The organism is Ideonella azotifigens, assembly GCF_021043325.1.
GTDB classification, from domain to species: Bacteria; Pseudomonadota; Gammaproteobacteria; order Burkholderiales; family Burkholderiaceae_C; genus Ideonella; species Ideonella azotifigens.
This window is the reverse complement of sequence record NZ_JAJNKD010000002.1, coordinates 156,489-181,484: the sequence shown is the minus strand read 5'-3', so window position 1 is coordinate 181,484 and position 24,996 is coordinate 156,489. Positions and strand designations below refer to the sequence as shown.

17 protein-coding genes are annotated in these 24,996 nt (G+C 68.7%); 6 read left to right on the top strand and 11 right to left on the bottom strand.

The window, feature by feature from the left end:
* Positions 1-152 precede the first annotated feature (152 nt).
* The 6 genes from LRH25_RS05460 to LRH25_RS05435 all read left to right on the top strand — a co-directional run bounded on the left by LRH25_RS05460 (position 153) and on the right by LRH25_RS05435 (position 11,563).
* Positions 153-1,886 carry an ABC transporter substrate-binding protein gene (locus LRH25_RS05460; RefSeq protein WP_231010364.1) on the top strand — a complete coding sequence of 578 codons (1,734 nt, stop codon included), beginning with the start codon at positions 153-155 and terminating at the stop codon, positions 1,884-1,886.
* Between the two features lie 41 nt (positions 1,887-1,927).
* A complete protein-coding gene (locus LRH25_RS05455) occupies positions 1,928-3,814 on the top strand; it encodes an ABC transporter substrate-binding protein (protein ID WP_231010363.1) in 1,887 nt (628 codons plus the stop codon).
* Between the two features lie 5 nt (positions 3,815-3,819).
* The gene (locus tag LRH25_RS05450) at positions 3,820-5,679 is read left to right on the top strand and encodes an ABC transporter substrate-binding protein (protein ID WP_231010361.1); all 1,860 of its coding nucleotides are present in this window, start codon (positions 3,820-3,822) and stop codon (positions 5,677-5,679) included.
* A gap of 7 nt (positions 5,680-5,686) precedes the next feature.
* The gene (locus LRH25_RS05445) at positions 5,687-7,552 is read left to right on the top strand and encodes an ABC transporter substrate-binding protein (RefSeq protein WP_231010359.1); all 1,866 of its coding nucleotides are present in this window, start codon (positions 5,687-5,689) and stop codon (positions 7,550-7,552) included.
* 1 nt (position 7,553) lies between these two features.
* Entirely contained in the window at positions 7,554-9,407 is a 1,854-nt protein-coding gene (locus tag LRH25_RS05440; RefSeq protein WP_231010353.1) for an ABC transporter substrate-binding protein, read from the top strand.
* 62 nt (positions 9,408-9,469) lie between these two features.
* Positions 9,470-11,563, top strand: a complete 2,094-nt coding sequence (locus LRH25_RS05435) for an acetoacetate--CoA ligase (RefSeq protein WP_231010346.1) — start codon at positions 9,470-9,472, stop codon at positions 11,561-11,563.
* A 1-nt stretch (position 11,564) separates the two neighbouring features.
* On the opposite strand, the gene trxC is transcribed toward LRH25_RS05435, so the two are convergent.
* From trxC to LRH25_RS05380, 11 genes are all read right to left on the bottom strand, one after another.
* Complete coding sequence (trxC, locus tag LRH25_RS05430; protein ID WP_231010345.1) at positions 11,565-11,999, bottom strand: thioredoxin TrxC; 435 nt, start codon at positions 11,997-11,999, stop codon at positions 11,565-11,567.
* Between the two features lie 53 nt (positions 12,000-12,052).
* The gene (locus LRH25_RS05425; protein ID WP_231010343.1) at positions 12,053-12,493 is read right to left on the bottom strand and encodes a hypothetical protein; all 441 of its coding nucleotides are present in this window, start codon (positions 12,491-12,493) and stop codon (positions 12,053-12,055) included.
* A gap of 29 nt (positions 12,494-12,522) precedes the next feature.
* Complete coding sequence (locus LRH25_RS05420; protein WP_231010342.1) at positions 12,523-13,185, bottom strand: hypothetical protein; 663 nt, start codon at positions 13,183-13,185, stop codon at positions 12,523-12,525.
* 173 nt (positions 13,186-13,358) lie between these two features.
* Complete coding sequence (locus LRH25_RS32985) at positions 13,359-15,377, bottom strand: NAD(P)-binding protein (protein WP_310742413.1); 2,019 nt, start codon at positions 15,375-15,377, stop codon at positions 13,359-13,361.
* A 107-nt stretch (positions 15,378-15,484) separates the two neighbouring features.
* Positions 15,485-17,485, bottom strand: a complete 2,001-nt coding sequence (locus LRH25_RS05410; protein WP_141291036.1) for a serine hydrolase — start codon at positions 17,483-17,485, stop codon at positions 15,485-15,487.
* Between the two features lie 145 nt (positions 17,486-17,630).
* The gene (locus tag LRH25_RS05405; RefSeq protein WP_231010336.1) at positions 17,631-20,501 is read right to left on the bottom strand and encodes a serine/threonine-protein kinase; all 2,871 of its coding nucleotides are present in this window, start codon (positions 20,499-20,501) and stop codon (positions 17,631-17,633) included.
* A gap of 21 nt (positions 20,502-20,522) precedes the next feature.
* Entirely contained in the window at positions 20,523-21,050 is a 528-nt protein-coding gene (locus LRH25_RS05400) for an ECF-type sigma factor (RefSeq protein ID WP_141291469.1), read from the bottom strand.
* Positions 21,051-21,130: 80 nt separating this feature from the next.
* The gene (locus LRH25_RS05395) at positions 21,131-22,270 is read right to left on the bottom strand and encodes an ABC transporter permease (protein WP_141291467.1); all 1,140 of its coding nucleotides are present in this window, start codon (positions 22,268-22,270) and stop codon (positions 21,131-21,133) included.
* Positions 22,267-23,241: an ABC transporter ATP-binding protein gene (locus LRH25_RS05390; RefSeq protein ID WP_231010334.1), complete on the bottom strand. Its 975-nt coding sequence runs from the start codon at positions 23,239-23,241 to the stop codon at positions 22,267-22,269. The genes LRH25_RS05395 and LRH25_RS05390 overlap by 4 nt, the downstream gene beginning before the upstream one ends.
* Positions 23,238-24,230, bottom strand: a complete 993-nt coding sequence (locus tag LRH25_RS05385) for an HlyD family secretion protein (RefSeq protein ID WP_231010332.1) — start codon at positions 24,228-24,230, stop codon at positions 23,238-23,240. Before LRH25_RS05385 ends, LRH25_RS05390 begins: the two co-directional genes overlap by 4 nt.
* On the bottom strand, positions 24,217-24,861 hold the full coding sequence (locus LRH25_RS05380) for a TetR/AcrR family transcriptional regulator (protein WP_141290023.1): 645 nt from the start codon (positions 24,859-24,861) through the stop codon (positions 24,217-24,219). The genes LRH25_RS05385 and LRH25_RS05380 overlap by 14 nt, the downstream gene beginning before the upstream one ends.
* Positions 24,862-24,996: the final 135 nt, after the last annotated feature.

Sequence of the window (24,996 nt, the reverse complement as noted above, 5' to 3'; positions counted from 1 at the left end):
TAGACTCTGCGGCTTTGCAACGGAAGCGGCAGCAGCACATGGGCCGGATTCGCAGTTTGGCGCGGGCCACAAGCCATGCGCTGAGAATCGCTTTGATCTTAGGGCTGGCAGGCGCCAGCCATTGGGCTACCTCTGCCACGCCGCCTGACGCGGTGGTGCAGAAGGTTTTCCGCTATGCGCTGGACGCGGCCGAGACCAGCCTGGACCCGGCCCGGGTTTCGGACACGTACTCGAACACGATCATTGCGCACATCTTCGAGTCGCCACTGACCTACGATTACCTGGCGCGCCCGGTGGTCCTGGTGCCGCGCACCGCCGTGGCCCTGCCCGAGCATTCGGCCGACTTCAAGACCTGGACGATTCGCATCCGGCCCGGGATCTACTTCGCCGATGACCCCGCCTTCAATGGCAAGCGCCGCGAGTTGACCGCTGCCGATTACGCGTACAGCTTCAAGCGCTACTACGACCCGCGCTGGAAGAGCCCCGTCTACGGCAACTATCGCGCAGACGACGTGCTGGGCCTGGAGGCGCTGCGCCAACGGGCCCTGGACACCAGGCAACCGTTTGACTACGACGCGCCCGTGGCCGGCCTGGAACTGAAGGATCGCTACACGCTGAGCGTGCACCTCGGCCGGTCCGATCCCCAGTTCATCCTGAACATGGCCAATCCCAACAACTTCGGGGCGGTGGCGCGCGAGGTGGTGGAGCGCTATGGCGAAGAGCTCGACGACCATCCTGTTGGCACCGGCCCCTTCAAGCTCGCCCAGTGGCGGCGTGCTTCGAAAATCGTGCTGGTGCGCAATCCCGGCTTCCGCGAGGACCTGTTCGACGCGCAGCCCGCCGCCGACGACGCCGCCGGCCAGGCCTGGCTGGCCAAGTACAAGGGGCGCCGCCTGCCGCTGGTTGACCAGATCGAGATCTCCATCATCGAGGCGGCGCAGCCCATCTGGTTGTCCTTCCTGGGCAGGGAGTTCGACCTGGTGCGCGTGCCGCTGGAGTTCGCGCCCATTGCCGTGCCCGGCGGCAAACTGGCCCCCAACCTGGCCAAGCAGGGCATGACGCTGGAGCGCACGTTGCAGGCCGACCATGTCTACACCTACTTCAACATGGAAGATCCGGTGGTCGGCGGCTACACGCCAGACAAGATCGCGCTGCGGCGTGCGATTGCGCTGGCCTACGACAATCGCACCGAAATCACCCGCGTGCGGCGCGGGCTGGGCATTCCCGCCACCAGCCTGGTCGTTCCGTACACCCTGGGCTACGACGCTGCGCTGGACTTCGGCTTCAGCGAACACGACCCCTCCAAGGCCAAGGCCTTGCTGGACCTCTACGGCTATCTGGACAAGGACGGTGACGGCTGGCGGGACCTGCCGGATGGCCAACCGCTGACCCTGCACTACTACACCACCGGCAGCGAGACCTACCGGCAGTTCAACGAGCTGTGGGCCAAGGCGATGAAGGCGGTCGGCCTGCGCATGGTGTTCGAGATCGGTCAGTGGCCCGAGCAGTTCAAGCAGGCGCAGGCCGGGAAGATTCAAATCTGGGGCCTGGGCAATACCGCCACCTCGCCGGACGGATCCAGCTTCCTGCACGAGGCCTATGGCCCCGAGATCGGCGCGGAGAATCTGGCGCGCTTCAACCTGCCGGCGTATGACGCCCTGGTGAAGCGCATTGACGAATCCCCCGAGAGCCCGGAGCGCCATGCGCTGCTGAAGCAGGCGCAGTCCTTGCTCGCGGTCTACCTGCCGATCAAGCCTCATGTGCATCGCATCCGCATCTACTTGTCCCAGCCCTGGCTGACCGGTTACCGCACGCATCCATTCGCGCTGGACTTCGGCCGCTATGTGGATGTTGACGCTGCCAAGCAGGCGGCGGCGATTCGCTGAGCGCCACACGCCCCACAAGGGCGGTTCACCCGAGAGTTGTCGTGACCAAGAAGACTGTTGTTTCCGCTCGGCCGAAGTTGCCGGCCCGCCGTCGCGGCCTGCAAGCCGCCGGCGCCGCAGCCGGCCTCTGGGCCACCGGCCTGGGCTGGGCTGCCGATCCTGCCGCTTCTGCCGCTTCTGCCACTGTGAGCACCACGCCGGCTGGGCAGAAGGTCATGCGCTATGCGTTCAAGACCTCCGAGACCGGCATGGACCCGGTGCGGCTGTCGGACCTCTATTCGCGCTATCTCACGGCCCACATCTTCGAGAGCCTGTACACCTACGACCACCTGGCTCGGCCCGCGCTGATCAAGCCCCTGACCGCCGAAGGCATGCCCGAGACCTCGGCCGACTTCAAGGTCTTCACGATCAAGGTCAGGCCTGGCATCTTCTTCGCCGACGATCCGGTCTTCCAGGGCAAGCCGCGTGAATTGGTGGCGCAAGACTATGTCTACACCTTCAAGCGTTTTGCCGACCCGGCCAACAAGTCGCAAAGCTGGAGCGACCTGGAGGAGCTGAAGTTTGTCGGCTTGAACGAGCAGCGGGATGAGACCATCGCCTCGCGCAAGCCGTTTGACTACGACCGCGTGGTGCCCGGCATCCGTGCGCTCGACCGCTACACGCTGCGCCTCGAACTGCGCGACACGCGGCCGCGGCTGATCGAATCGCTGGCCGACTGCAGCTTGCGTGGCGCGGTGGCGCGCGAGGTGGTCGAGCACTATGGCGACCAGATCAGTGCCCACCCGGTCGGCACCGGGCCATTCGTGCTGGCGGCCTGGCGGCGCAGTTCGCTGATCACGCTGGCGCGCAACCCTGCCTACCGCGAACACTATTACGACGCCCAGCCGGCTGCCGACGATGCCGAAGGCCAGGCCTTGCTGGCGCGCTTCAAGGGCCGCCGGCTGCCGATGCTGGACCGGGTCGAGGTTTCCATCATTGAAGAACCTCAGCCGCGCTGGCTGTCCTTCCTGAACAAGGAGCATGACTTCCTGGACGTCGTGCCCGAGGAGTACATCAACCAGGCCATGCCCGGTGGCAAGGTCGTGCCCGGCCTCGCCCACCACGGCGTGAAGGGCTACCAGTCCCTGGCGCCAGACCAGTTCCTCACGCTCTACAACATGGAGGACCCGGTGGTCGGCGGCTACACGCCGGAAAAGATCGCGCTGCGCCGGGCGATGAACCTGGCGATGGACGTGCGCCGAGAGATCGACATCGTGCGGCGTGGCCAGGGCATTCCGGGCCAATCGCCCATCGTGCCGCACACGTCGGGATACGACCCGAAGTTCCGCTCCGAGATGGGTGACTACGACCCGGCCAAGGCCAAGGCGCTGCTGGACCTCTATGGCTACGTGGACCGCGACGGCGACGGCTGGCGCGAGCAACCCGACGGTAGTCCGCTGCGCATCTGGCATGCCACCCAGAGCGATCAGCAATACGTGGCCTTGTCGGAGCGCTGGCAGCGCGACATGACCGCGATTGGCATCAAGGTCGAACTGCGTGTGGCGCAGTGGCCGGAGAACCTGCGCACGGCGGAGGCCGGCAAGCTGATGATGTGGTTCCTGGGCCTGAGCGCCGCGCAGTACGACGGCCAGGGCGCGCTCACGCTCTACTACGGCCCGCAGGCCGGTGCCGGCAACCTCGCCCGCTTCAAGAACGACCAGTTCGACGAGGTCTACCGCAAGATGCTGGTGCTGCCGGACGGCCCGGAGCGCGAGGCCTTGTTTCTGCAGGCCAAGCGCATCGCCGTGGCCTACGCCCCCTACAAGATCCACCTGCACCGCTATGTGACCGACCTGGCCCGCCCGTGGATCGTCGGCTACCGCCGGCCGCTGTTCTGGCTGGACTGGTGGCAGTACATCGACGTGGACGAAAGCCAGCGCAAGGCTTGAACGAGATGAGCAAAGACGTCTTTCCCGAATTGATTGACCGCAGGCGGCGCCAGGGCCTGGGTGTGGCGATGGCCGTCGTGGCCGGCGGCCTGTTCGCGCCGTTGGCAGGCCTGGCCACGCCCAGTGTGGCCGAGTCCGGTGGCCAGAAGGTGCTCCGCTATGCGTTGCGCGCAGCCGAAACCGGCTTCGATCCGGCTCCGTTGTCGGACCTGTACTCACGCATCATCACCAGCCACCTCTTCGAAGGTCTCTACACCTACGACCACCTGGCGCGTCCGCCGGTGATCAAGCCCCTGACGGCCGATGGCATGCCCGAGGCCTCGGCCGACTTCAAGGTCTTCACGATCAAGCTCAAGCCCGGCATCTTCTTTGCGGACGATCCGGCCTTCAAGGGTGGGAAGCGCGAACTGGTGGCCGAAGACTTCATCTACGCCTTCAAGCGTTTTGCCGACCCGGCCAACAAGGCGCCCAGCTGGAGCGACCTGGAAGAGCTGAACATCGTCGGGCTCAACGAGGCGCGCGATGAAGCCATCGCTTCGCACAAGCCCTTCGACTACGACAAGGTGTTGCCGGGCTTCCGTGCGCTGGACCGGCACACGCTGCGCATCGAGCTGAAGGAAAGCCGCCCCCGGTTGATCGAATCGCTGGCTGACAGCAGCCTGCGCGGCGCGGTGGCGCGCGAGGTCGTCGAGTTCTACGGCGACCAGATCGCCGCGCACCCGGTCGGCACCGGCCCGTTCATCCTCGCCAACTGGCGCCGCAGCTCGCTGATCACCCTGGCGCGCAACCCGGCCTACCGCGAGCGCTTTTACGACGCACAGCCCGCGGCGGATGACGCCGAAGGCCAAGCCCTGCTGGCCCGCTTCAAGGGCAGGCGGCTGCCGATGATCGACCGCGTGGAAGTGGCCATCATCGAGGAGCCGCAGCCGCGCTGGCTGTCCTTCCTGAACCAGGAGTACGACTTCATCGAGCGTGTGCCCGAGGAGTACATCAGCCAGGCCATGCCTGCAGGCAAGGTGGCGGCCAACCTGGCCAAGCATGGTGTACAGGGCTACCGCTCACAGGCGCCGGACATCGTCATCTCCGTCTACAACATGGAGGACCCGGTGGTGGGGGGCTACACCCCGGAGAGGATCGCGCTGCGCCGGGCCATGAACCTGGCAATGGACATCCGGGCCGAGATCGACATCGTGCGTCGCGGCCAGGGCTACACGGCGCAGTCGCCGTTCATTCCGAACACCTCCGGATACGACCCGAAGTTCAAGTCCGAGATGGGTGATTACGACCCGGCCCGGTCCAAGGCGCTGCTGGACCTTTACGGCTACCTGGACCGCGACGGCGATGGCTGGCGCGAGCAGCCCGATGGCAGCCCGCTGCGCGTGTGGCGTGCCAGCCAGACCGACCAGCTCTCGCGTGCGCTGGACGAACGCTGGCAGCGCGACATGAAGGCCATTGGCATCAGGGCCGAGATCCGCCCGGCGCAGTGGCCCGAGAACCTGCGCGCGGTGCAGGCTGGCAGCCTGATGATGTGGTGGCTGGGCATCAGCGCAGCGCAGTACGACGGACAAAGCACGCTGGGCCTGTACTACGGCCCGCAGGCCGGCAGCGGCAACTACGCCCGCTTCAAGAACGAGCAGTTCGACGCGCTCTACCGCAAGGCGCTGGTGCTGCCCGACGGACCCGAGCGGGAAGCGCTGTTTGTGCAGGCCAAGCGCATCGCCGTGGCCTACGCCCCCTACAAGATCCACCTGCACCGCTACATCACCGACATGGCCCGCCCGTGGATCGTCGGCTACCGCCGTCCGGTCTTCTGGAACGACTGGTGGCAGTACGTGGATGTGGACGACAGCCAGCGCAAGACCTGAGATTCCGATGAGCACCGATTCCGATACCTCTTTGTTGCCAATCGACCCTAGCCGCCGGCAAGTGCTGGGCTTTTCCGCGGCCGCAGCTGCCGGCTTGGCGATACCCGCGCTGGGCATGGCCGCGCCGGCGCCGGCAGCCACCGCTGGCGGCAAGAAAGTGCTTCGCTACGCGTTCCAGATCGCCGAGACCGGTTTCGATCCGCCCAAGCTGTCGGACATCTATTCGCGCATCGTCACGCAGCACATCTTCGAAGGGCTCTTCACCTACGACCACCTGGCGCGCCCGGCGAAGATCAAGCCGCTGACTGCTGCCGCGATGCCTGAGATCTCGGCCGACTTCCGCGTCTACACGGTCAAGATCAAGCCGGGCATCTTCTTCGCCAGCGACGAGGCTTTTGGTGGCAAGCCGCGCGAGCTGGTGGCACAGGACTATGTCTATGCGCTGAAGCGTTTTGCCGACCCGGCCAACAAGGCGCCACCCTGGGGTGACCTGGAAGAGGCGGACTTCATTGGCCTGAACGCGCTGCGCGAAGAGTCGCTGGCCAAGCGCACGCCGTTCGACTACGACCGTGAAGTGCCGGGCTTGCGGGCGCTGGATCGTTACACGATCCGTTTCGAGGTGGTCGCCGCGCGGCCGCGTCTGCTGGAGCTTCTGGCGGGCGGCGACCTGTATGGCGCCGTGGCCCGTGAGGTGGTCGAGCACTATGGCGAGCAGATCCCCGCGCATCCGGTGGGCACCGGCCCGTTCAAGCTGGTGCAGTGGCGCCGCAGCTCGCTGATTGTGCTGGAGCGCAACCCGGAGTATCGGGAGATGCTTTACGCGGCGGAGCCGGCTGCGGACGATGCCGAAGGCCAGGCCTTGCTGGCCAGGTTCAAGGGCCGCCGGCTGCCGATGATCGACCGCGTCGAGGTCTCCATCATCGAAGAGAACCAGCCGCGTTGGCTGTCCTTCCTGAACCAGCAGAACGACTTCGTCGAACGGGTGCCCGAGGAGTTCATCACCACTGCGATGCCCGGCGGGCAGGTGGCACCCAACCTGAAGCGCCACGGCGTCCAGGGCTATCGTGTGCTGACGTCCGACATCGTGCTGACGCTCTACAACATGGAGCATCCGGTCATCGGCGGCTACACGCCCGAGAGAGTGGCGCTGCGGCGCGCGATCAACCTGGGCGTGGACATCCAGCGCGAGATCGACCAGGTTCGCCGCGGCCAGGGCATCAAGGCCCAGGCGATGGAAGTGCCCAACACGACCGGCTACGACCCGCACTTCAAGTCCGAGATGAGCGACTACGATCCGGCGCGCGCTCGCGCGCTGCTGGACATGTTCGGCTACGTGGACAAGGACGGCGATGGCTGGCGCGAGCAGCCCGATGGCAGCCCGCTGGTGCTGATCAAGCACACGCAACCGGATCAGAAGTCGCGCCAACTGGATGAGCTTTGGCAGCGCAACATGAATGCGCTGGGCCTGAAGATCGAATTCAGTGCCAACAAATGGCCCGAGAATCTGCGGGCAGCGCAAGCCGGCAGCGTGATGATCTGGGGCGTCGCTTCATCGGCCGCCCAGCCCGATGGGCAGGGCGCGCTCGGCCGACTGTATGGGCCGTTGAAGGGCAGTGCCAACCTGGCGCGCTTCGAGAACAAAGCCCTCGACGAGATCTACCTGAAGATGCAAGGCATCCCGGACGGCCCCGAGCGCAATGCCCTGTTCCGCGAAGCCAAGCGCATTGCCATTGCCTACGCGCCCTACAAGTGCCACCTGCACCGCTACGTGACCGACATGGCCCACCCGTGGATCATCGGCTACCGCCGGCCGGACTTCTGGCAGGACTGGTGGCAGTACGTGGACGTGGACGACAGCAAGCGAAAAGCCTGAGATGAGCAGCATTGACCTTGATGCGCCCGTGAACCCGGGCCGCCGCACGGCCCTTGGCATGGCCGCTGCCGCTGCGGGTGGTTTGCTGGCGCCGGGCTTGGCCAGCGCAGCACCTTCAGCGGGCGACGTCAGCCCCAAGGTCCTGCGCTACGCCTTCCGTGTCGCCGAAACCGGCTTTGATCCGGCCAAGCTGTCGGACCTCTATTCGCGCATCATCACCGCGCACCTGTTCGAGGGCCTGTACGGATACGACTACCTGGCCGAGCCGGCCAAGATCAAGCCGCTGACGGCGGCAGCCTTGCCCGAGGTGTCGGCTGACTTTCGCGTCTTCACCGTCAAGCTCAAGCCCGGCATCTTCTTCACCGACGATGAGGCATTTGGTGGCAAACCGCGCGAGCTGGTGGCGCAGGACTACGTCTACAGCATCAAGCGCTTCGCCGATCCTGCCAACAAGAGCCCGGCTTGGGGTGAGCTGGAAGAACTTCGCCTTGTCGGCCTCGCCGAGGTGCGCGAAGAAGCGCTGAGCAAGCGCACGCCATTCGACTACGAGCGAGAAGTGGCTGGCCTGCGGGCATTGGATCGTTACACCATTCGCTTTGAAGTGCGTGAGCCGCAACCGCGCTTGGTCGAGTTCTTGGCGCAAGGCGACCTGTACGGGGCTTTGGCGCGCGAAGTCGTGGAACGCTACGGCGACCAGATCCCGGCCCATCCGGTGGGCACCGGCCCGTTCAAGCTGGTGCAGTGGCGGCGCAGCTCGCTGGTGGCGCTGGAGCGCAACCCGCAGTACCGCGAAGTGCTGTACGACGCCGAGCCGGCGGCCGACGACGCCGAAGGCCAGGCGATGCTGGCCAAGTACAAGGGGCGCCGCCTGCCGCTGGTGGACCGTGTGGAGGTGTCCATCATTGAGGAGAACCAGCCGCGCTGGCTGTCCTTCCTGAACCAGCAGCACGACTTCATCGAGCGTGTGCCCGAGGAGTTCATCAACATCGCGATGCCGGGTGGCAAGCTGGCGGCCAACCTGAAGCACCAAGGCATCCAGGGCTATCGCACGCTGTACTGGGACGTGGTGGTCACGCTGTACAACATGGAGCATCCGGTCATTGGCGGCTACACGCCAGACAAGGTGGCGCTGCGGCGCGCGATCAACCTGGGCACCAACATCCAGCGCGAGATCAGCCTCGGTCGCCGTGGCCAGGCCATTCCAGCGCAGGCGATGGAAGTGCCGCACACGACCGGCTACGACCCGAAGTTCAAGACCGAGATGAGCGACTTCGACCCGGGCCGGGCGCGGGCGCTGCTGGATCTCTACGGCTACCTGGACAAGGACGGCGACGGCTGGCGTGAAATGCCCGACGGCAGCCCGCTGGTGCTGGTCAAGAACACCCAGCCTGACCAATTCACCCGCGGGCTGGAAGAGATCTGGCAACGCGACATGCAGGCCATCGGCCTGAAGGTGGACCTGCGTATCGCCAAGTGGCCCGAGAACCTGCGCACCGCGCAGGCCGGCAAGGCCATGATCTGGGACGTGGCCTCGTCATCGTCCCAGCCCGACGGGCAGGGTGCGCTGGGCCGGCTCTACGGGCCCATGAGCGGTGGCGCGAACCTGGCGCGCTTCAAGAACAAGCAGTTCGATGCGATCTACGACAAGATGAAGGCCTTGCCCGATGGCCCGGAGCGCCTGGCCCTGTTCCAGGAAGCCAAGCGCATTGCCGTGGCCTATGCACCCTACAAGAACCACGTGCACCGCTACGTGACGGACATGGCGCACCCGTGGGTGCAGGGCTACCGCCGACCGGTCTTCCACAACGACTTCTGGCATTACGTGGACGTGGACAACAGCCTGAAGAAGGCCTGAAGTTTTTGGGCCCCGGGGCAGCCCGGATGGCGCGGTGCAGCAAAGCTGCCTAGTCTGCCGGCATGACACGTGATGCCGCTGCCCTGCCGGAACCTCAGCTGATCCGTTTCGAGCGCTGGCTGGAGGCGCGCAGCGGGCGGCGTTTCGCCAGCTACGACGCGCTGTGGCAGTGGTCGGTCGACGAGCTGGAAAGCTTCTGGCAGGCGGTGTGGGAATACTTCGACCTGCAGTCGCCCACGCCGCATCGCACGGTGCTGGCCGAGCGGCGCATGCCGGGCGCGCAGTGGTTTCCCGGCGCCCAGGTCAGCTATGCGCAGCAGGTGCTGCGGCATGCGGACGCGGCGCATGCCGCCGGCCATCCGGCCATCGTGTGGACCGACGAGCCTGGCCTGGCGCGTGGCGAGCTTCGTCAGCTGGACTGGCCGTCGCTGCGGCGCCAGGTCGGCCTGCTGGCCGCGCGGCTGCAGGCGCTGGGCGTGCAGCGCGGCGATCGGGTGGCGGCGCTGCTGCCGAACCGGCCCGAGACCATCGTGGCCTTCCTGGCCTGCGCCAGCCTGGGGGCCGTGTGGTCGGTCTGCTCGCCGGACATGGGGCCGGTGGCGGTGCTGGACCGCTGGCGGCAGATCGCGCCGGTGGCGCTGATCGCCTGCGACGGCTACCGCCACGGCGGCCAGGCGCATGACCGGCGCGCGCTGGTGGCGCAACTGCAGCAAACCTTGCCCAGCCTGAAGCTGCAGGTGGCCGTGGACGTGCTGGACCTGCCATGGGACGACGCAGGGGGCGGCTGTCCGCGTCTGGACTTTTCGGCGTTGGTGGCCGACGCGCTGCTGCCCGGTGAGGCGCAAGTCCCCGCACCGCTGGCCCCGGCCTGGCTGCCCTTCGATCATCCGCTGTGGATCGTCTATTCCAGCGGCACGACAGGACTGCCCAAGCCCATCGTGCACGGCCACGGCGGCGTGGTGCTGGAGGCGCTGAAGATGGGCGGGCTGCACAACGACCTGGCGCCAAGCGCCGTTGGCGGTGACCGCTTCCACTGGTACAGCAGCACCGGCTGGATCATGTGGAACAGCCAGGTTGCCGGCCTGCTCAGCGGCACCACGGTCTGCCTGTTCGACGGCTCACCGGCAGCGCCCGCCAATGGCCATTCGGGCGCGCCGGATTGGTCCACGCTGTGGCGCTTTGCCGGCCTGGCCGGCTGCACCTTCTTCGGCGCCGGCGCGGCGTTCTACGCTGCTTGCCTGAAGGCTGGGGTGGCGCCGCAGCAGGTGGCCGACCTGCACCGCCTGCGCGCGGTCGGCTCGACCGGCTCGCCACTGGCACCCGAGTGCTACGAATGGATCTGGCAGCAGCTGCCGCGGCCCGGTGGCCGGCCGATCTGGATCTCCTGCATCTCCGGCGGCACCGACTTCGCCGGCGCCTTCCTGGCCGGCACGCCCGCCCTGCCGGTGGTCGCCGGCGAGATGCAGTGCCGCTGCCTGGGTGCTGCGGTGCAGGCCTTCAGCGAGCCCGATGACGAGGGACGTGGCCGGCCGCTGATCGATGAGGTGGGCGAGCTGGTGTGCACCGCGCCGATGCCTTCGATGCCGCTGTACTTCTGGGGTGACCAGCCGCCAGGGCCGCAAGGTCAACGCCTGCACGACAGCTATTTCGACACTTATCCCGGCGTCTGGCGGCATGGCGACTGGCTGCGCATCGTGCCGCATCCGGACGCTGGTGCGGCTGGCGCCATCATCTACGGCCGCAGCGACGCGACCATCAACCGCCACGGCATCCGCATGGGCACGGCCGAGCTGTACCGCGCGGTCGAAGCCGAGCCCGAGGTGCTGGACAGCCTGGTGGTGGACCTGGAGTACCTGGGCCGGCCGTCGTTCATGCCACTGTTCGTGGTGCTGCGCGAGGGGCTGGCGTTGGACGAGGCGCTGGTCGCGCGGCTGAAGGCCGGCATCCGCCAGGCGCTGTCGCCGCGCCACGTGCCCGACGTGGTGCTGCAGGTGCCGGCGGTGCCGCGGACGCTGTCGGGCAAGAAGATGGAGCTGCCGGTGAAGAAGCTGCTGCTGGGCGAGGCGGCGGAGAAGGTGCTGAACCCGGACGCGATGGCGAACGCCGGCGCGGTGGGCTGGTTCGTCAGTTACGCGCAGCAGCGCCTGGCGGGCTGATTCAGCTGGCCGCGAACTGGGCGATGGCGGCAGCCGGCCGAGCGCCCGCCTGACGGTCCGCCTCCTGGCCGCCCTTGAGCTTGAGCAGCGTGGGAATGCTGCGGATGCCGAAGCGGGCCGAGACCCGCGGGTTTTCGTCGCTGTTGACCTTGGCGAACACCACCTTGCCCTTGAGCTGCGCGGCGGCCTGCTCGAACTGCGGCGCCATCATGCGGCAGGGGCCGCACCATTCGGCCCAGAAGTCCACCACCACTGGCAGCCCGCTGGCGCGCACGAAGGCGTCGAAGTTGGCGTCGGTCAACGTCACGGGGTGGCCGTCGGCCAGCGCGGTGCCGCAGCGGCCGCAGACCGGGTCTTCGGCCAGGCGTGCGCTGGGCACGCGGTTGGTGGCGCCGCAGTGCGGGCAGGCGAGCAGGGTGCGAGCTTCGGTGTCCATGGCCTGATCGTGAGGCCGGGCCGGCGGATTTCAAGCCGGCAAGGCCTTGAGCCTCAGGCCTGCGGCGGGCGCACTGCCGTGGTCGGCACCGCCGCGGTGGCTGGCGGGTCTTCGAACTGGGTGCTCTGGAAAGCGCTGGGCGACATTGGCTGGCCTTGCTCGACCGCGTCGATCAGGTGCAGCAGCTTGGTCTGCGCCCGCTTGAGTTCTTCGTCGGCCTGGGCCATCGCTGCGCCGTGGATGGTTTTCAGCTGTTCGAGCTGCTGGCTGTGGCGGGCTGTGGCATCGGCCAGCCGGCCGCGCAGCTCGGTCTGCAGCTCACGCATGCGCTCCACATCGCGCTTCAGGCCGGCTTCGTTGCGCAGGGCGGTGGCCAGCTGGGAAGCGGCTTTCGGGTGACGGCCGGGGCCAATGCGCCAGCCCAGCACCAGGCCCAGAACCAGGCCGACCAGCAGCCAGGCGGCGTGGACCAGGGCAAGCGAGTTCAGCGACATGCGGGGAGCAACGGCGGCGGCACGTCGGCTCAGTGCGAAGAGGAGCGGGGCCGCGTGGGCGGCCCGGGTGGGGCCGCTGGCAGTGGCCGCATGTCGCCGCCCATGGTCATCGTGACCGGGCGGGTCAAGGCTTCGGAGGCGGCGGCTTCGGCGCTGGTCTGAGAGGCGCGCTTCAGCCGCTCGATCTCGCCTTCCAGCGTGTGCACCTGGGCGGCATGCTCGCGCTGCATCGCATCGACCTGCTCGACCATGGCCGACATCAGGTGCGAGAGTTCGGACGAATGGGCCTGGCGCAGTTCTTCGAGCTGCCGCTCATGGCGCATCTGGTCGGACTGCTGGGTCTGGCTGCGTTCCAGGATGTCGCGCGCGTGCTGGTCTGTCGCGGCGCGCAGCTTGGCGTTCAGGTCCAGGTTGGTCTCGCGCAGCTTTTCCAGCAGGCGCTGGGACGGGCCGGCTTCGCCGGCGGCTGGCTGGGCCGCGGCGGCCGGTGCCATGCCGGTGGCGCCAGGCGGGCGGCTGGGTCGGGGTGGCAGCGGCACGGTGCTGGACGGCCCGGCGGCCTGCGCACGCGGCGCACCGGCGGCGCTGCCCTTGCTGCTTCTGCGCTTGTGCAGCGCACCCAGCACCAGGCCCAGTCCCAGGCCGCATATCGCGCCCAACACTTGCCAGTACCAGGCGGGAACATCTGCCATCAAGCCCACGCGCGCCACCCTGTTGGTTGTTGAGGTTGTCTATTTAGCGAATGCACGCACCCCGGCGGTGGGCGGTCGTGCCTAGTCAACGATTCCATCACATTTTCCCGGCCCAGCCGTGAAGCGGGCGGCCCGGGTGTCGCGCTTTTGCTGCCAATTTGCCGAAACTGGCGTCAGCGCCGCGTCAGAAGTGGCATCTCGGGGCCAGGCCCGGCATGCCAGCGCGGCAAGCTGGCATGCGGCAACAGGGCCTGCACCGCGCGCGTGGCTTGGTCGACCGCGCTGTGGGCGTAGGCATAGGCGCCCGCATCCGAATTGGCAATCTGCACCCGGCCCCAGCCGCGACGGGCGGTTTCGCAAGGCAGCGGGCCGGTGGGCCACCAGGCATCCCAGGGCCGCATGTATTCATAGGCATAGCCGTGGGCCCAGCGGTTCACGGTCAGGGCTTCGATGTCGCGCGTGTGGTCGAAGCCGAAGCCGCCCAGCGCGCCTTGCAGCAGCGCGCGGCTTTGCTGCTCCAGGAAGTCGAAGTCCCAGCCCAGCAGCTGGGACCGGCCCTGCGCGGCCTGGGCGCGGGCCGGCTGGCCGTCCCCGGGTACCACCACCTTGGCCAGGTGCAGCAGGATGGGTTGCGAGGGATCGTCCGGCGGGCCCAGCGTGCCCATGCGCACCGGGAAGTCCAGCCCCGCCTCGGCCCAGAAGCCGGCCGCCACGCTGAAGGCGTCCAGGCCGCCACGGGCAAAGGCCTGCCAGTTGGACAGCAGCACGTTGGCATACAGCAGCGGCACCTTGACCTGGTCGTTCAGCGCCGCGGTCTGCGCGGCGGGCAGCTCGTCGGTCAGCCGGGCGATGACCCGGTGCCAGCAGGCCAACAGCACCTGGCGGGCGCGCACGGTGCGCAGCCTGCCGCCGGCGTCCACATAGCGCAGCTCGACCAGCTCGGCCTGCGCTGGCGGGCCCAGGTGGCGCAGGCCCAGCACGGTGGACTGCAGCCGCAGCCGAACGGGGCTGTCGGGACGGTCCAGTTCGGCATGCTGCAGCACGCCATCGGCCAGGCCTGCCATGCCGCTGCCCGGCAGAGCAGCGGGAATCAGCCGACGCAGCAGCGCGCGGGCCAGGCCGGCGTTGCCGTCGGGGAAGTGGTAGATGTAGCGGTCGGTGCCGGCCATCAGGTGGCGGCCGCTGGGCGACTGCAGGCGATCGGGTGCGCTGCCCAGGTCCAGGCTGGCGAAGCCGGGCAGGCCGCCAGCCCAGGCGTCCAGCGCGCTGGTGGCGTCGGTGCCAACGCCGAAATAGCCTTGCGTGTTGGCCTGCAGGTAGCGCAGCACGGCGGGGTGCACCTGCCAGTGGCGGCGCAGGAAGTCGTCGTAGCGCAGCGCGGCCAGCGCCCGGCGGCGGGCTGCGCGCGAGCCGGGCAGCGGGCGGCGCAGCGGCGCGGGTGGCTCGGTGGCCAGCAAGGCCTGCAGATCGGCCTGCGCGCGGGGCGGCAGCGGCGTGCGGGCCAGCCAGGCGCCGGCGGCTTCGTCCGGCCCGGGCAGCACCAGCCGGCTCGCGCCCGGCGCGGCGTCCGGCCAGGCTTCCTCGCCGAAGTAAAGGCCGTGGCTGCGCAGGCCGTGGCGCTCGGCCCAGCCGCTGTCGTAGAACTCGGTCTCGAAGCGCTTGAGCTCAATGCCCAGGTCCTGCAGCAGCGTGTGCATGGCTGGCGAAAACAGGCCGGGCGAGTCCAGCGACTGCGAGCCGCCATAGCCCACCAGCCGCCGGCCGCTGCGCGAGACGAACTCGTTGCGCCGCGCATGGCCGCCCAGGTCGTCCAGCGCGTCCAGCAGCAGCACGCGCACCGGCCGGCCAGCGTGCTGCCGGAAGAGATGGGCGCCGGCCAGGCCGCTGATGCCGGCGCCGACCACCACCAGGTCCTCGATCTCGGGGTCGCGCTCAGCCACTGCCTCGCGCGCGTCCTCGGGGTGGTCGCGCCAGGCATGCGCGGCGTGGTTGACGCTGTCGGTCTGGCCTTGCAGGCCGGTGCGCCGGGACGGGTGATCGGGTGGCGGGCCGGCCGGCGGCGTGTCTGCGGCCTTCGCCTGGATGGCAGCGCTGCTCAGCGCGAGCGCGCCTGCGCCGTGCAGCAGATCGCGCCGGCTGACCTGCGGCAGCAATTCGGACCACGGGCGCGCGGGGCGGGGCAGTTCGGCCATGGGCTTGAGGATAGTCCGCCGCGCGCCGCACTGGCGCAAAAAAGCCGGCCTGCAAAGCGCAGGCCGGCGGCCGGGGAGGGCGGCAGCGGGGGCTGCCTTCGGAGGGCTTACCAGGTCTTCAGTGCGGCCCGGATCTCGTCGCGGTACAGCTCGTTGGAGGCGTCGTTGTAGGCGTTGACGTAGTTGGTTTCCTCGGTGCAGTTCCAGCAGGAGACCGGCACGTCGGAGATCAGGCGGGCAAAGCTGTAGACCTTGGGCGCGATCACGCCGCCGCTCTTGAAGGGCAGGCTGATCAGGCCGGTGCCCGAGCGGATCGTGACCTTCTGCCCGCAGGCGCCGTTGCTGTCAGGCAGGCAGGTGCCGTAGCTGCCGCCCTTGCCCCAACGCTTGATGTTGGCACCGAAGCTGGCCGCGATCGCGGACTTGCCCAGGGCTGCCGCCTCCTCGTTGATGACGGCCTGCAAGGTGGGGTCGACCCCGCTGGACGGGTTGGCCGATTCCAGGAACTCGGTGCGGGCGTTGAAGTTGTTGCTCAGCAGGGTGCTGTTCCAGACACCTTCGTAGATGCGCGCCAGGTTGCTCGCCGTGGTGTCGTTGCGCATGTTGGTCGGGTCGTACTTGCCGGTGCTGAGGTTCTTGTAGCCGCAGCCGATGTTGTGGCGCAGCGTGGTGCCCGTCAGGCCGGTGGCGGCGGCCGTGTTGTTGAAGGGCGTGAAGCCGCCGTAACGGATCACCGTGCCGCGCGTGGTGCGGTTGTCCGAAATGGCCATCATCTGGTCCAGGCCGGTCTCGAAGTTGTAGTTGGTGCGCAGGTTGGCGGCGGTTTCCAGCGCCGGGTTCGGGCAGGCGTCCTTGCCCTTGACCGGGTCGTACTCGTAGTAGCTGAAGGCCGAGGCCAGCGTGTCCGCACCGGCGGCGACCTGGCGCATCGAATGCAGCAGGTGAACCGACTTGAACGAGCTGGCGGTCTCGGCACGGCGGCTGCCGTTGAGGTCCACCTTCACGCTGCCGCTGACTTCCTTCAGATAGGCCTCGAAGATGCCCTTGGTCGGGTTGCCGTTGGCGTCCAGGAAGGTGGGGGCGAACTCGCTGCGCATGCGGCGGGTGCTGGTGTTGGCGTTGTCGATGAAGGCGGCGTCGTAGCGGCGGGTCCCGTTGGCGTCCTTGTAGGTCGTGATGTCGACCGGGCGCGAGGCGAGTTGCAGCGCGTAGTTGTTCAGGTCGGCCATCGAGGCGAAGCCGTACTGGTACCACCAGGCCGAGGCGTCGCTGCCGGTGTTCTTCACCTGGATCATGTTGTAGGTGCCGTCGCTGTGGCGATCCAGCTTGACGATGCGGCCCTGGAAGGCCGAGACCTTGCTGGCGATGGTGGCCGGGCTCACGCCGTAGAACCACTGCCAGGATTTGGCATCCGCGCCGGTGTTGGCCACGAACACTGCGCTGTACTTCTTCACGCCGCCTTCGACGTAGCTGTCCAGGTCGATCAGGCGGTGGCCGCTGTTGGTGATCTGGGTGCTGATCTGCGAAGTGCTCACGCCCATCAGGTAGCTCCAGGCGCGCGCCGCGCTGCCGGTGTTGGAGACCATCACGGCCGCGTAGCGGATCGTGCCGCCGCCTGCGTCGTAAGGCTGCAGGTCGATCAGGCGGGCGGTGTTGGCATTCACCTTGGCCGTCACATCGGCCGCCGTCAGGCCGTAGTACCACCACCAGCCGGGCACCGCGTAGGCACCGCTGTTGGCCACCATGCGCACGCTGAAGGTCGGCGTGCCGTTGCTCACGCCGTAGACCTTGACCTCGGTCAGGCGGGCGTTGTTCTGGCTCAGGTAGGTGCCGATCGAGGCGGCGCTGACATTGGTGTAGGTCCACCAGCCCGTCGGCACGTTGACCGAATGGTCATCGGTCATCGAGGTGGTGTCGAGGATCTGCGGGGTCGGGTCAAGCTGGGCAGAAAGCGCCTCGTCCTGCGCCGACATCGTCTCGGCTTGAGTCGCCATGTCCTGTGCGTGGGCGCCAGAAGCGGCGGCCAAGGCAGTCATCGTGGCAATGGTGGCGAGGGCGGCCAGCGCGGATTGGGTCAGCTGCTGGCGGGTGGTCATGCGGGTCTTCATGTTGATCTCCGAGGGTGTGAATCGATGAATCAGCACCGGGTGTTTGTTGAGGTGCTTACCTATCAATTCGCGCCCCGGAGGCAAAACCGGACATGCGCTGTCTCCCTCCGATGGGGGGATTTCCGAAAGTATTTTCAGAGCCGCTTCAGAACACGTAGCTCGGCCGCTCCGGCAATGTGCCGCCTGAGCGCTCGGTGTAGCGTGCACTGGCCTGGTTGCGCATCGTTTCGGCGGCAGCCGTCTGGCCGCCGGCCTGCAACAAGGTGGAACGTATCCAGGGCAGCAGTTCGCGGTCCGGGTGGGCGGCCGGCAGTTCGGCATTGAACAGGCGTTCGGCCTCGGCCAGGCTTTGCGCAGCTTCATCCGGCCTTTGCAGCGCCACCAGGGCCAGCGTCTGGACCATCAGGCATTTGGCGCGGCCGAGGCGGCCGGCTGAGTTGTCGCTGCGGCCGAACAGCGCAGCGCCGGCCTCAGCGCTGGCCAGCGCCTCGCGCGGCTGGCCAGCGGTGTTCAGCGCGCCGGCCTGCAGCAGCAAGGTGGTGGCATGGCGGGTGTCCAGGCCACCTGCGGCGCGTTCGTCGTCTGCCAGCGCGGCAAACTCGGCCAGCGCCTGCGAGGTCTGGCCGGCGGCCAGCAGCGCACCTGCGAAGCGGCGCCGCACGCCACGCTGCTCCGAGCCGGACAAGGTGCCCGGCCCCGCGCTGACCAGCTGCCAGGCCTCGCGCGCGGCGGCCAGCGCACCGGCCACATCATTGGTGCGGTACAGCGGCAGCACCAGGAAGGACAGGTTCAGCGCCGTTTCGCTGTCACCAGGCCCGTAGAAAGTGCGGGAGCGGGCGACGTTGCTGCGCAGCACTTCGGCAGCGCGGGCGTACTGGCCGCTGTCCATGTAGAGCATGCCCAGCGTGCGGCTGGCCTGGATGGTGCCGGCATTGCGCGGCCCGGCCAGCCGCTCCAGCTCGGCAATCGCCTGGCGCAGCAGCTCGCCGCTGGCCTCGAACTCGCGCAGCTGCCACAGCGCATAGCCCACGTCGGCCCGCAGCTCGGTGGCCTCCAGGCCTTGCTCGGGCCAGTCGCGCGCCAGCGCCGGGGCCAGCCGCTGCAGGGCTTCACGGCTCCTGGCCAGCTGGCCGGTGGCGGCCAGCTGGGTGGCCACCTGCACCTCGGCCTTGATCACCGTCCAGTGCTGCGCGCCATGCCGCGCGAGCAGCCGCTGCAAGGTGTCTTGCGCCAGCGTCAGTGCCTCGCCGGTCCGCAGCAGGGCCTGCAGGTTATCGGCCTTCATCATCGCCAGCGTCAGCCTCGCGTCGGCCCGCGCTTCGCCGTGTTGCGCGAGCACGGCGTCGGCCTGGGCCAGCGTGGCCAAAGCCTGTTCGTGATGATCCAGCATCGTGTGGATGCGCCCCAGGGCCATCAAGGCGTCCCCGTGGGCCATGCTGCCGGCGCCGTGCTGTTGCAGTGCCCAGGCCACTTGCTGTTCGGCCAGCGGCAGCGCGCGCACGCCGTCGCCCAGCTTGCCGTAGAGCGTCATCAGCACGCCGCCGAGCTGGGCGGCCAGATCGGGCTCGGCGGCCAGGCGCGTCAGCTCGCGCTCGCCGCGCGCCAGCAGGTCGTGCGCCGACAGCTCACGGCCTTGCGCGTGGGCCGGGTCGGCCTCGTTGAACAGGCCGATCAGGAAGTCCTGCACGGCCAGCGTTCGCTGGGCCTGGCGGCGCGCGGCCTCGGCCTGGTGCAGCGCCACGCCCAGGCCCACGGCCAGGCCCAGCGTGGCCACCGCGCCGGCGGCCACCGGCAGCGCATGGCGGCGCATGAACTTGCGCGTGCGGTAGGTCCAGTGGCTGGGGTGGGCCAGCACCGGCTCATGACGCAGCCAGCGCCGCAGGTCCTGCTCGAAGGCTTCGGCCGACACGTAGCGTTCGGCCGGCGCCTTGCGCAAGGCCTTCAAGGCGATGGTGTCCAGGTCGCCGCGCAGCTCGCGCCGCAGCAGCGGCTGCTCGGCGCCCACCAGCTGGCTGGGCCGGCTCGGTTCGGTGTGCAGGATGGCGTCTTCCAGCGCGCCGCGGCTGGCGCGCGCCAGCCGGTAAGGCCGCTGGCCGCTGAGTAGCTCGCACAGCACCACGCCCAGCGAATACACGTCCGACGCAGTGCCCAGCGGCTCGCCGGCGATCTGCTCGGGCGAGGCGTAGTTCGGCGTCATTGGCGCGTTGGCCCATTCGGTCGCAGGGCCGTGACCGGGCTCGGCTTCGTCGGCCAGCAGCGTGGCAATGCCGAAGTCCAGCAGCCGCACCTGGCCCTCGCGGTTGACGAAGATGTTCGAAGGCTTCAGGTCGCGGTGCACCACCAGCTGCGAGTGCGCGTGCTGCACCGCCTGCAGCACCTGCAGGAACAGCTCGATGCGCGCGCGCAGCGGCAGCGCCTGCTGTTCGCTCCAGGCGGTCAGCGGCTGGCCGTCCACGTATTCCATCGCCAGGTAGGGCTGGCCGTCGGGGGCGATGCCGGCGTCGTACAGGCGCGCAATGTGCGGGTGCTCCAGCGCGGCGAGGATGTCGCGTTCGCGCTCGAAGCGGCGCGCCAGGCGCTGCGGGTCGCTGCCGGCCGGGCGCGCGGGCAGCTTCAGCGCCACTTCGCGCTGCAGCCCGCCGTCGACCCGCTCGGCCAGCCAGACCTCGCCCATGCCGCCTTCGCCAATGCGGCGCAGCAGGCCATAGGGGCCGACGCGGCTGTTGCGCTCGTTGGCCGGCTGGCCCAGCGCCTGGCGCGCGGCAGTCGCGGCCATGGCCGGCAGCCGGTCCAGCAGCGCGATCGGGTTGGCCGTGCGGGAGAGGCCAACCGGTGCCACGGCTTCGCGCGACAGCGGCGCGGCGTCGTCGGCCAGCAGTTCGGCCAGCAGCACGCGCAGGTCGGCATCTTCCGGGGGCAGGTTCGCCAGCCAGGCCTCGCGGCCGGCTTCGTTCAGCGGCAGGGCCTGGTCCAGCAGGCGCGAGAGCCGGGCCAGGTCGGCAGCGGGCAAGGGCATGGCCGAAAGACGCTCAGCCGCTCAGGCCAGCGCGGCCTTCAGCATCAGCCTGGCCTTCTGCCAGTCGCGGCGCACGGTGCGGTCTGTGATGCCCAGCGCGTCGGCAATCGTCGCCTCGTCCAGCCCGCCGAAGCAGCGCATGTCGACGATGCGGGCCAGCCGCTCGTCCACCTGGGCCAGCTCTTCCAGCGCTTCGTGGATGCGCAGCACCTCGCTGTCGTCCACCGCCAGCGAGTCGCCGATCTCGGTGTTCAGCGTGACCTGGAACTGCCCGCCGCCGCGCCGCTCGGCATGCCGCTGGCGCACGAAGTCGATCACGACGAAACGCATGCTGCGCGAGGCATAGGCCAGGAACTGCCCTGGCGGCAGCTGCGCCAGTGCTGCATCTTCCTGCTGCTGCATGCGCAGGTAGGACTCGTGCACCAGCGCCGTGGTGTCCAGCAGCGTGATGTCCTCGCTGCGGCGCAGCCGGGCCCGGGCGAGGCGGCGCAGGTCCTGGTAGAGCTGTTGGAACAGGGCGTCTGCGGGCGGCGGCTCGGCGGCAATCATCAAAGGCTCTCCGAGGGCGAAGGGAGTGGGCGGGGCGAGTATGCCAGCGGGGCGGGGCGTGGGAATTGGTGTTTCTTGCCTCAATCCAGGGTCTGCCGGTACCTCGCCAAGGCAACGGTGCCTGCGACGACGAGGAAACCGAGCAGTGGCCACAGCTCCGGCAGCACCTGGCCCATGGTGTTGCCCTTGAGCAGGATGCCGCGCACGATGCGCAGGAAGTGCGTCAGCGGCAGCAGCTCGCCCAGGTGCTGGGCCCAGACCGGCATGCCGCGGAACGGGAACATGAAGCCCGACAGCAGCATCGACGGCAGGAAGAAAAAGAAGGTCGCCTGCAGCGCCTGCATCTGGTTCTTGGCCAGCGTGGAAAACGTGAAGCCCACGGCGAGGTTGGCCAGCATGAAGACGCCGATCATGACCATCAGCAGCGCCAGGCTGCCTTCCATTGGCACTTCGAACAGGAAGGCCCCGGCCGAGAGGATGACGCCCAGCTGGATGTAGCCCACCAGGATGTACGGCAGGATCTTGCCGGCCATCACCTCGAATGGGCGCACAGGCGTTGCCAGCAGGTTTTCCATCGTGCCGCGCTCGCGTTCGCGCGTCATCGCCAGCCCGGTCAGCATCACCATCGTCATCGTCAGGATGGTGCCGATCAGGCCCGGCACGATGTTGTAGCGCGACAGGCCTTCGGGGTTGTAGCGGCGGTGGATGCGCATCTCGAACGGTGCCGGCCCGGGCTGCAGGTGCGCCAGCGGGCCGCTGAGTTCGCGCTGCAGCGCGGTGCTGCCCAGCTGAGACAGCGCGGCCAGCGCATTGCCGGCGGCCGAGGGGTCGGTCGCGTCCACGCTGACCAGCAGCGCAGGCTGCTCGCCGCGCACCAGGCGGCGGCTGAAGTCCGGCGGGATGACGATCAGGAACTGCACCTCGCCGTCGGCCACCAGTGCGTCGCCGGCGGCTTCGCTGGCGGGCTGGGCAATGACCTTGAAATAGCCGGTGTTCTGCAGCGTGGCCAGCAGGCTGCGCGACATCGTGCCGTTGTCGTGGCTCACCACCGCGGTGGGCAGGCCCTTGGGGTCGGTGTTGATCGCGTAGCCGAACAGCACCAGCTGCAGGATGGGCACGCCGACCGCCATTGCGAAGGTCGGCCGGTCGCGCATCATCTGCTGGAATTCCTTCAGGAAGATGGCCCACATCCTGGCGACGCTGAACCTCTTGCTCTTCATGCCTTCTCCCTCGCGGCGCCGCTGCCGAAGTTGTCCGGGCTCTGCGAGATCAGGCTGATGAACACGTCTTCGAGCGACGCCTCGGCCGGCGCCCAGCGCAGGCCCGGCTGGTGCTCGAACGGCGCAATGGCACGCTTCAGCGCCGCTTGGTCCTGGCTGGCCACGTGCAGCGCGCTGCCGAACGAGGCCACGCTCTGCACGCCGGGTGCCGCCTTCAAGGGCGCGACCAGCGGCGCCAGCGCGGCCGGGTCGTCGCGGTCCGACTGCACGGCCCACACGCTCAGCTTCGCACCTTCGATGATCTCGCGCTCGCTGCCACGTGCCAGCAGCTTGCCGTAGGCGATGTAGACCAGCTCGTGGCAGCGCTGGGCCTCGTCCATGTAGTGGGTCGAGACCAGCACCGTGATGCCTTCGGCGGCCAGGCGGTGGATCTCGTCCCAGAAGTCGCGCCGCGCCTTCGGGTCCACCCCGGCGGTGGGCTCGTCCAGCAGCAGCAAACGCGGCGCGTGCAGCAGGCAGGCGGCCAGCGCCAGGCGCTGCTTCCAGCCGCCCGAGAGCGTGCCGGCCAGCTGGCGCTGGCGGCTGGCCAGGCCCAGGCGCTCAAGGCCCTCGTCGACGCGGCGCTTGCGGTCCGGCAGCTCGAACAGCCGGCCGATGAAGTCCAGGTTCTCGCGGATCGACAGGTCCTCGTACAGCCCGAAGCGCTGCGTCATGTAGCCGACCTGGCGTTTGATCGCCAGCGCCTCGCGGCGAATGTCCAGCCCCAGGCACTGGCCCTCGCCGGCGTCCGGCGTCAGCAGCCCGCACAGCATGCGGATGGTCGTCGTCTTGCCACTGCCATTGGGCCCCAGGAAGCCGCAGATGCGGCCGGGGCGCAACTGCAGGTCGATCTGGTCGACGACGGTGTGCTGGCCGTAGCGCTTGGTCAGGCCGCGAACGTCGATTGCCAAGCTGGCTTCGGGTGTGCTCATGGCGCGCTGGCCGCACTCGCGGCGTTATTCAGCCGCACATCCAGTGGCTGCCCCGGCTGCAGCCGCAGCGCATCGGCCGCGGCCGGCACCGCTTCGACCAGGAACACCAGCTTGGCGCGCTGGGCGTTCGAGTAGATGACCGGTGGCGTGTACTCGGCCTGTGGCGACAGGTAGCTGATGCGCGCGGCAATCGGCGCGCCGCAGCCGTCACAGCCCAGGCTCACCGCCTGGCCCACGCGCAGTCCGCCCAGTTCGGCCTCGGGCACGTAGAAGCGGGCCTTGCGGCGCTCGGGTGGTAGCAGCGACAGCACCGGCTGGCCTGCGGGCACGTATTCGCCTTCGCGGAAGAAGGTGTCGGCAACCAGGCCGGCGGCCGGGGCGCTCTGCCGGGCCTGCTGCGCGCGCCAGGCGGCCTGCGCCAGCGCCTGCTTCGCGGCCTCGGTGTTGGCCTGCGCAGCCTTCAGTTCCTCGGGCCGGGCGGCAGGCAGCTCACCGCTATGCAGCGCGGCCTGCAGCTCGGCCACATGATCGTGCGCCTGCCGTGCGGTGGTCACCGCGTCGTCCAGCCGCGAGCGCGAGATGAAGTTCTGCGCCACCAACTGCTGCTGGCGCTGCAGCTCGGTGTCGGCCCGCTGCGCCGCGGCCTGGGCCTGGGCCAACTGCGCCTGCGTCACGGCCAGCTGCGGCGTGCGTTGGCCGCTGCGGCCGTTGTCGGCCTGTGCCTGTGCCGCAGTCACACGGGCCTGCGCCTCGTCGTTGGCCGCACGGGCGCTCACGTCGTCCAGCGAGAACAGCGCCGCGCCGGCCGCCACCGTCTGACCGCGCTGCACCGCAAGCTTGGTCAGCGTGCCCGCCACCGGCGCGGCCACCAGCACGTAGTCGCCCTCCACGTAGCCCGACCAACCGGCCGGCGGCGGCTTCTGGCAGCCCGTCAACAGCAGCGCCAGCGCCGCCGTTGCGCCAATGGATCTCGGATCAAACCTTGTCATCGGGCGAACCCTCCTCGGTTGCGCACAGTGCCGCCAGCGCCAGGTCCACGCGCTGCGCCAGCGCCGCGTCGCTCACCACCTGCGCTGCCAGCTGCTCGCCCAGCACACCCGGCACCACGCCAATGTGCAAGGCGCCGGATGCCACCAGCAACGGCGCATTGACCGAGCCCATCAGGAACGCAAACGCCTGCATCGGCAACACTCCGGGCTTCAGCGCGACCTCGCCCAGCAGGCGCATCACCAGCCCCAGGTGGCGCGGCGCATTGGCCTGCAGAAAGCTGTGCACCACCGGCTCGCCCTGGGCCGCATCCATCAGCAGCCGCGCAATCAGCGCCCGGTGCTCGCGCAGGAACCCCGCCAGCGCCAGCAGGGCCGTGCGCAGCCGGTGCCTTGCTGTCCCCTCAGCCGCACTGCCCGCGCTCATCTGCGCAAACAACTGCTCGTAGCACTGCTGCAGCACAGCCCTCAGGAACGCCTGCTTGCTGCCGAAGTGGTAATGCACCATCGCCGGCTGCGTGCCCGCATGTTCTGCCACCTTTCGCAGCGACAAGCCCGCGCACCCCACCTGCGGATACAGCGCCAGCCCGCTCTGCAGCAAAGCTTGGTCAACGGCTTGGGACGGGCGTGGCATGGGGCATTATTGGCCGAGTGTTCAGTAATTCAAAGTCCGGATGGCTGGGCGGGGGATGCGGCACCCGACGGCTCCGTTGCTCTGCATCTGCAGGGCGCCTGCAGCATCAAGGGTTGATCGCCGAGTGACCGTCGC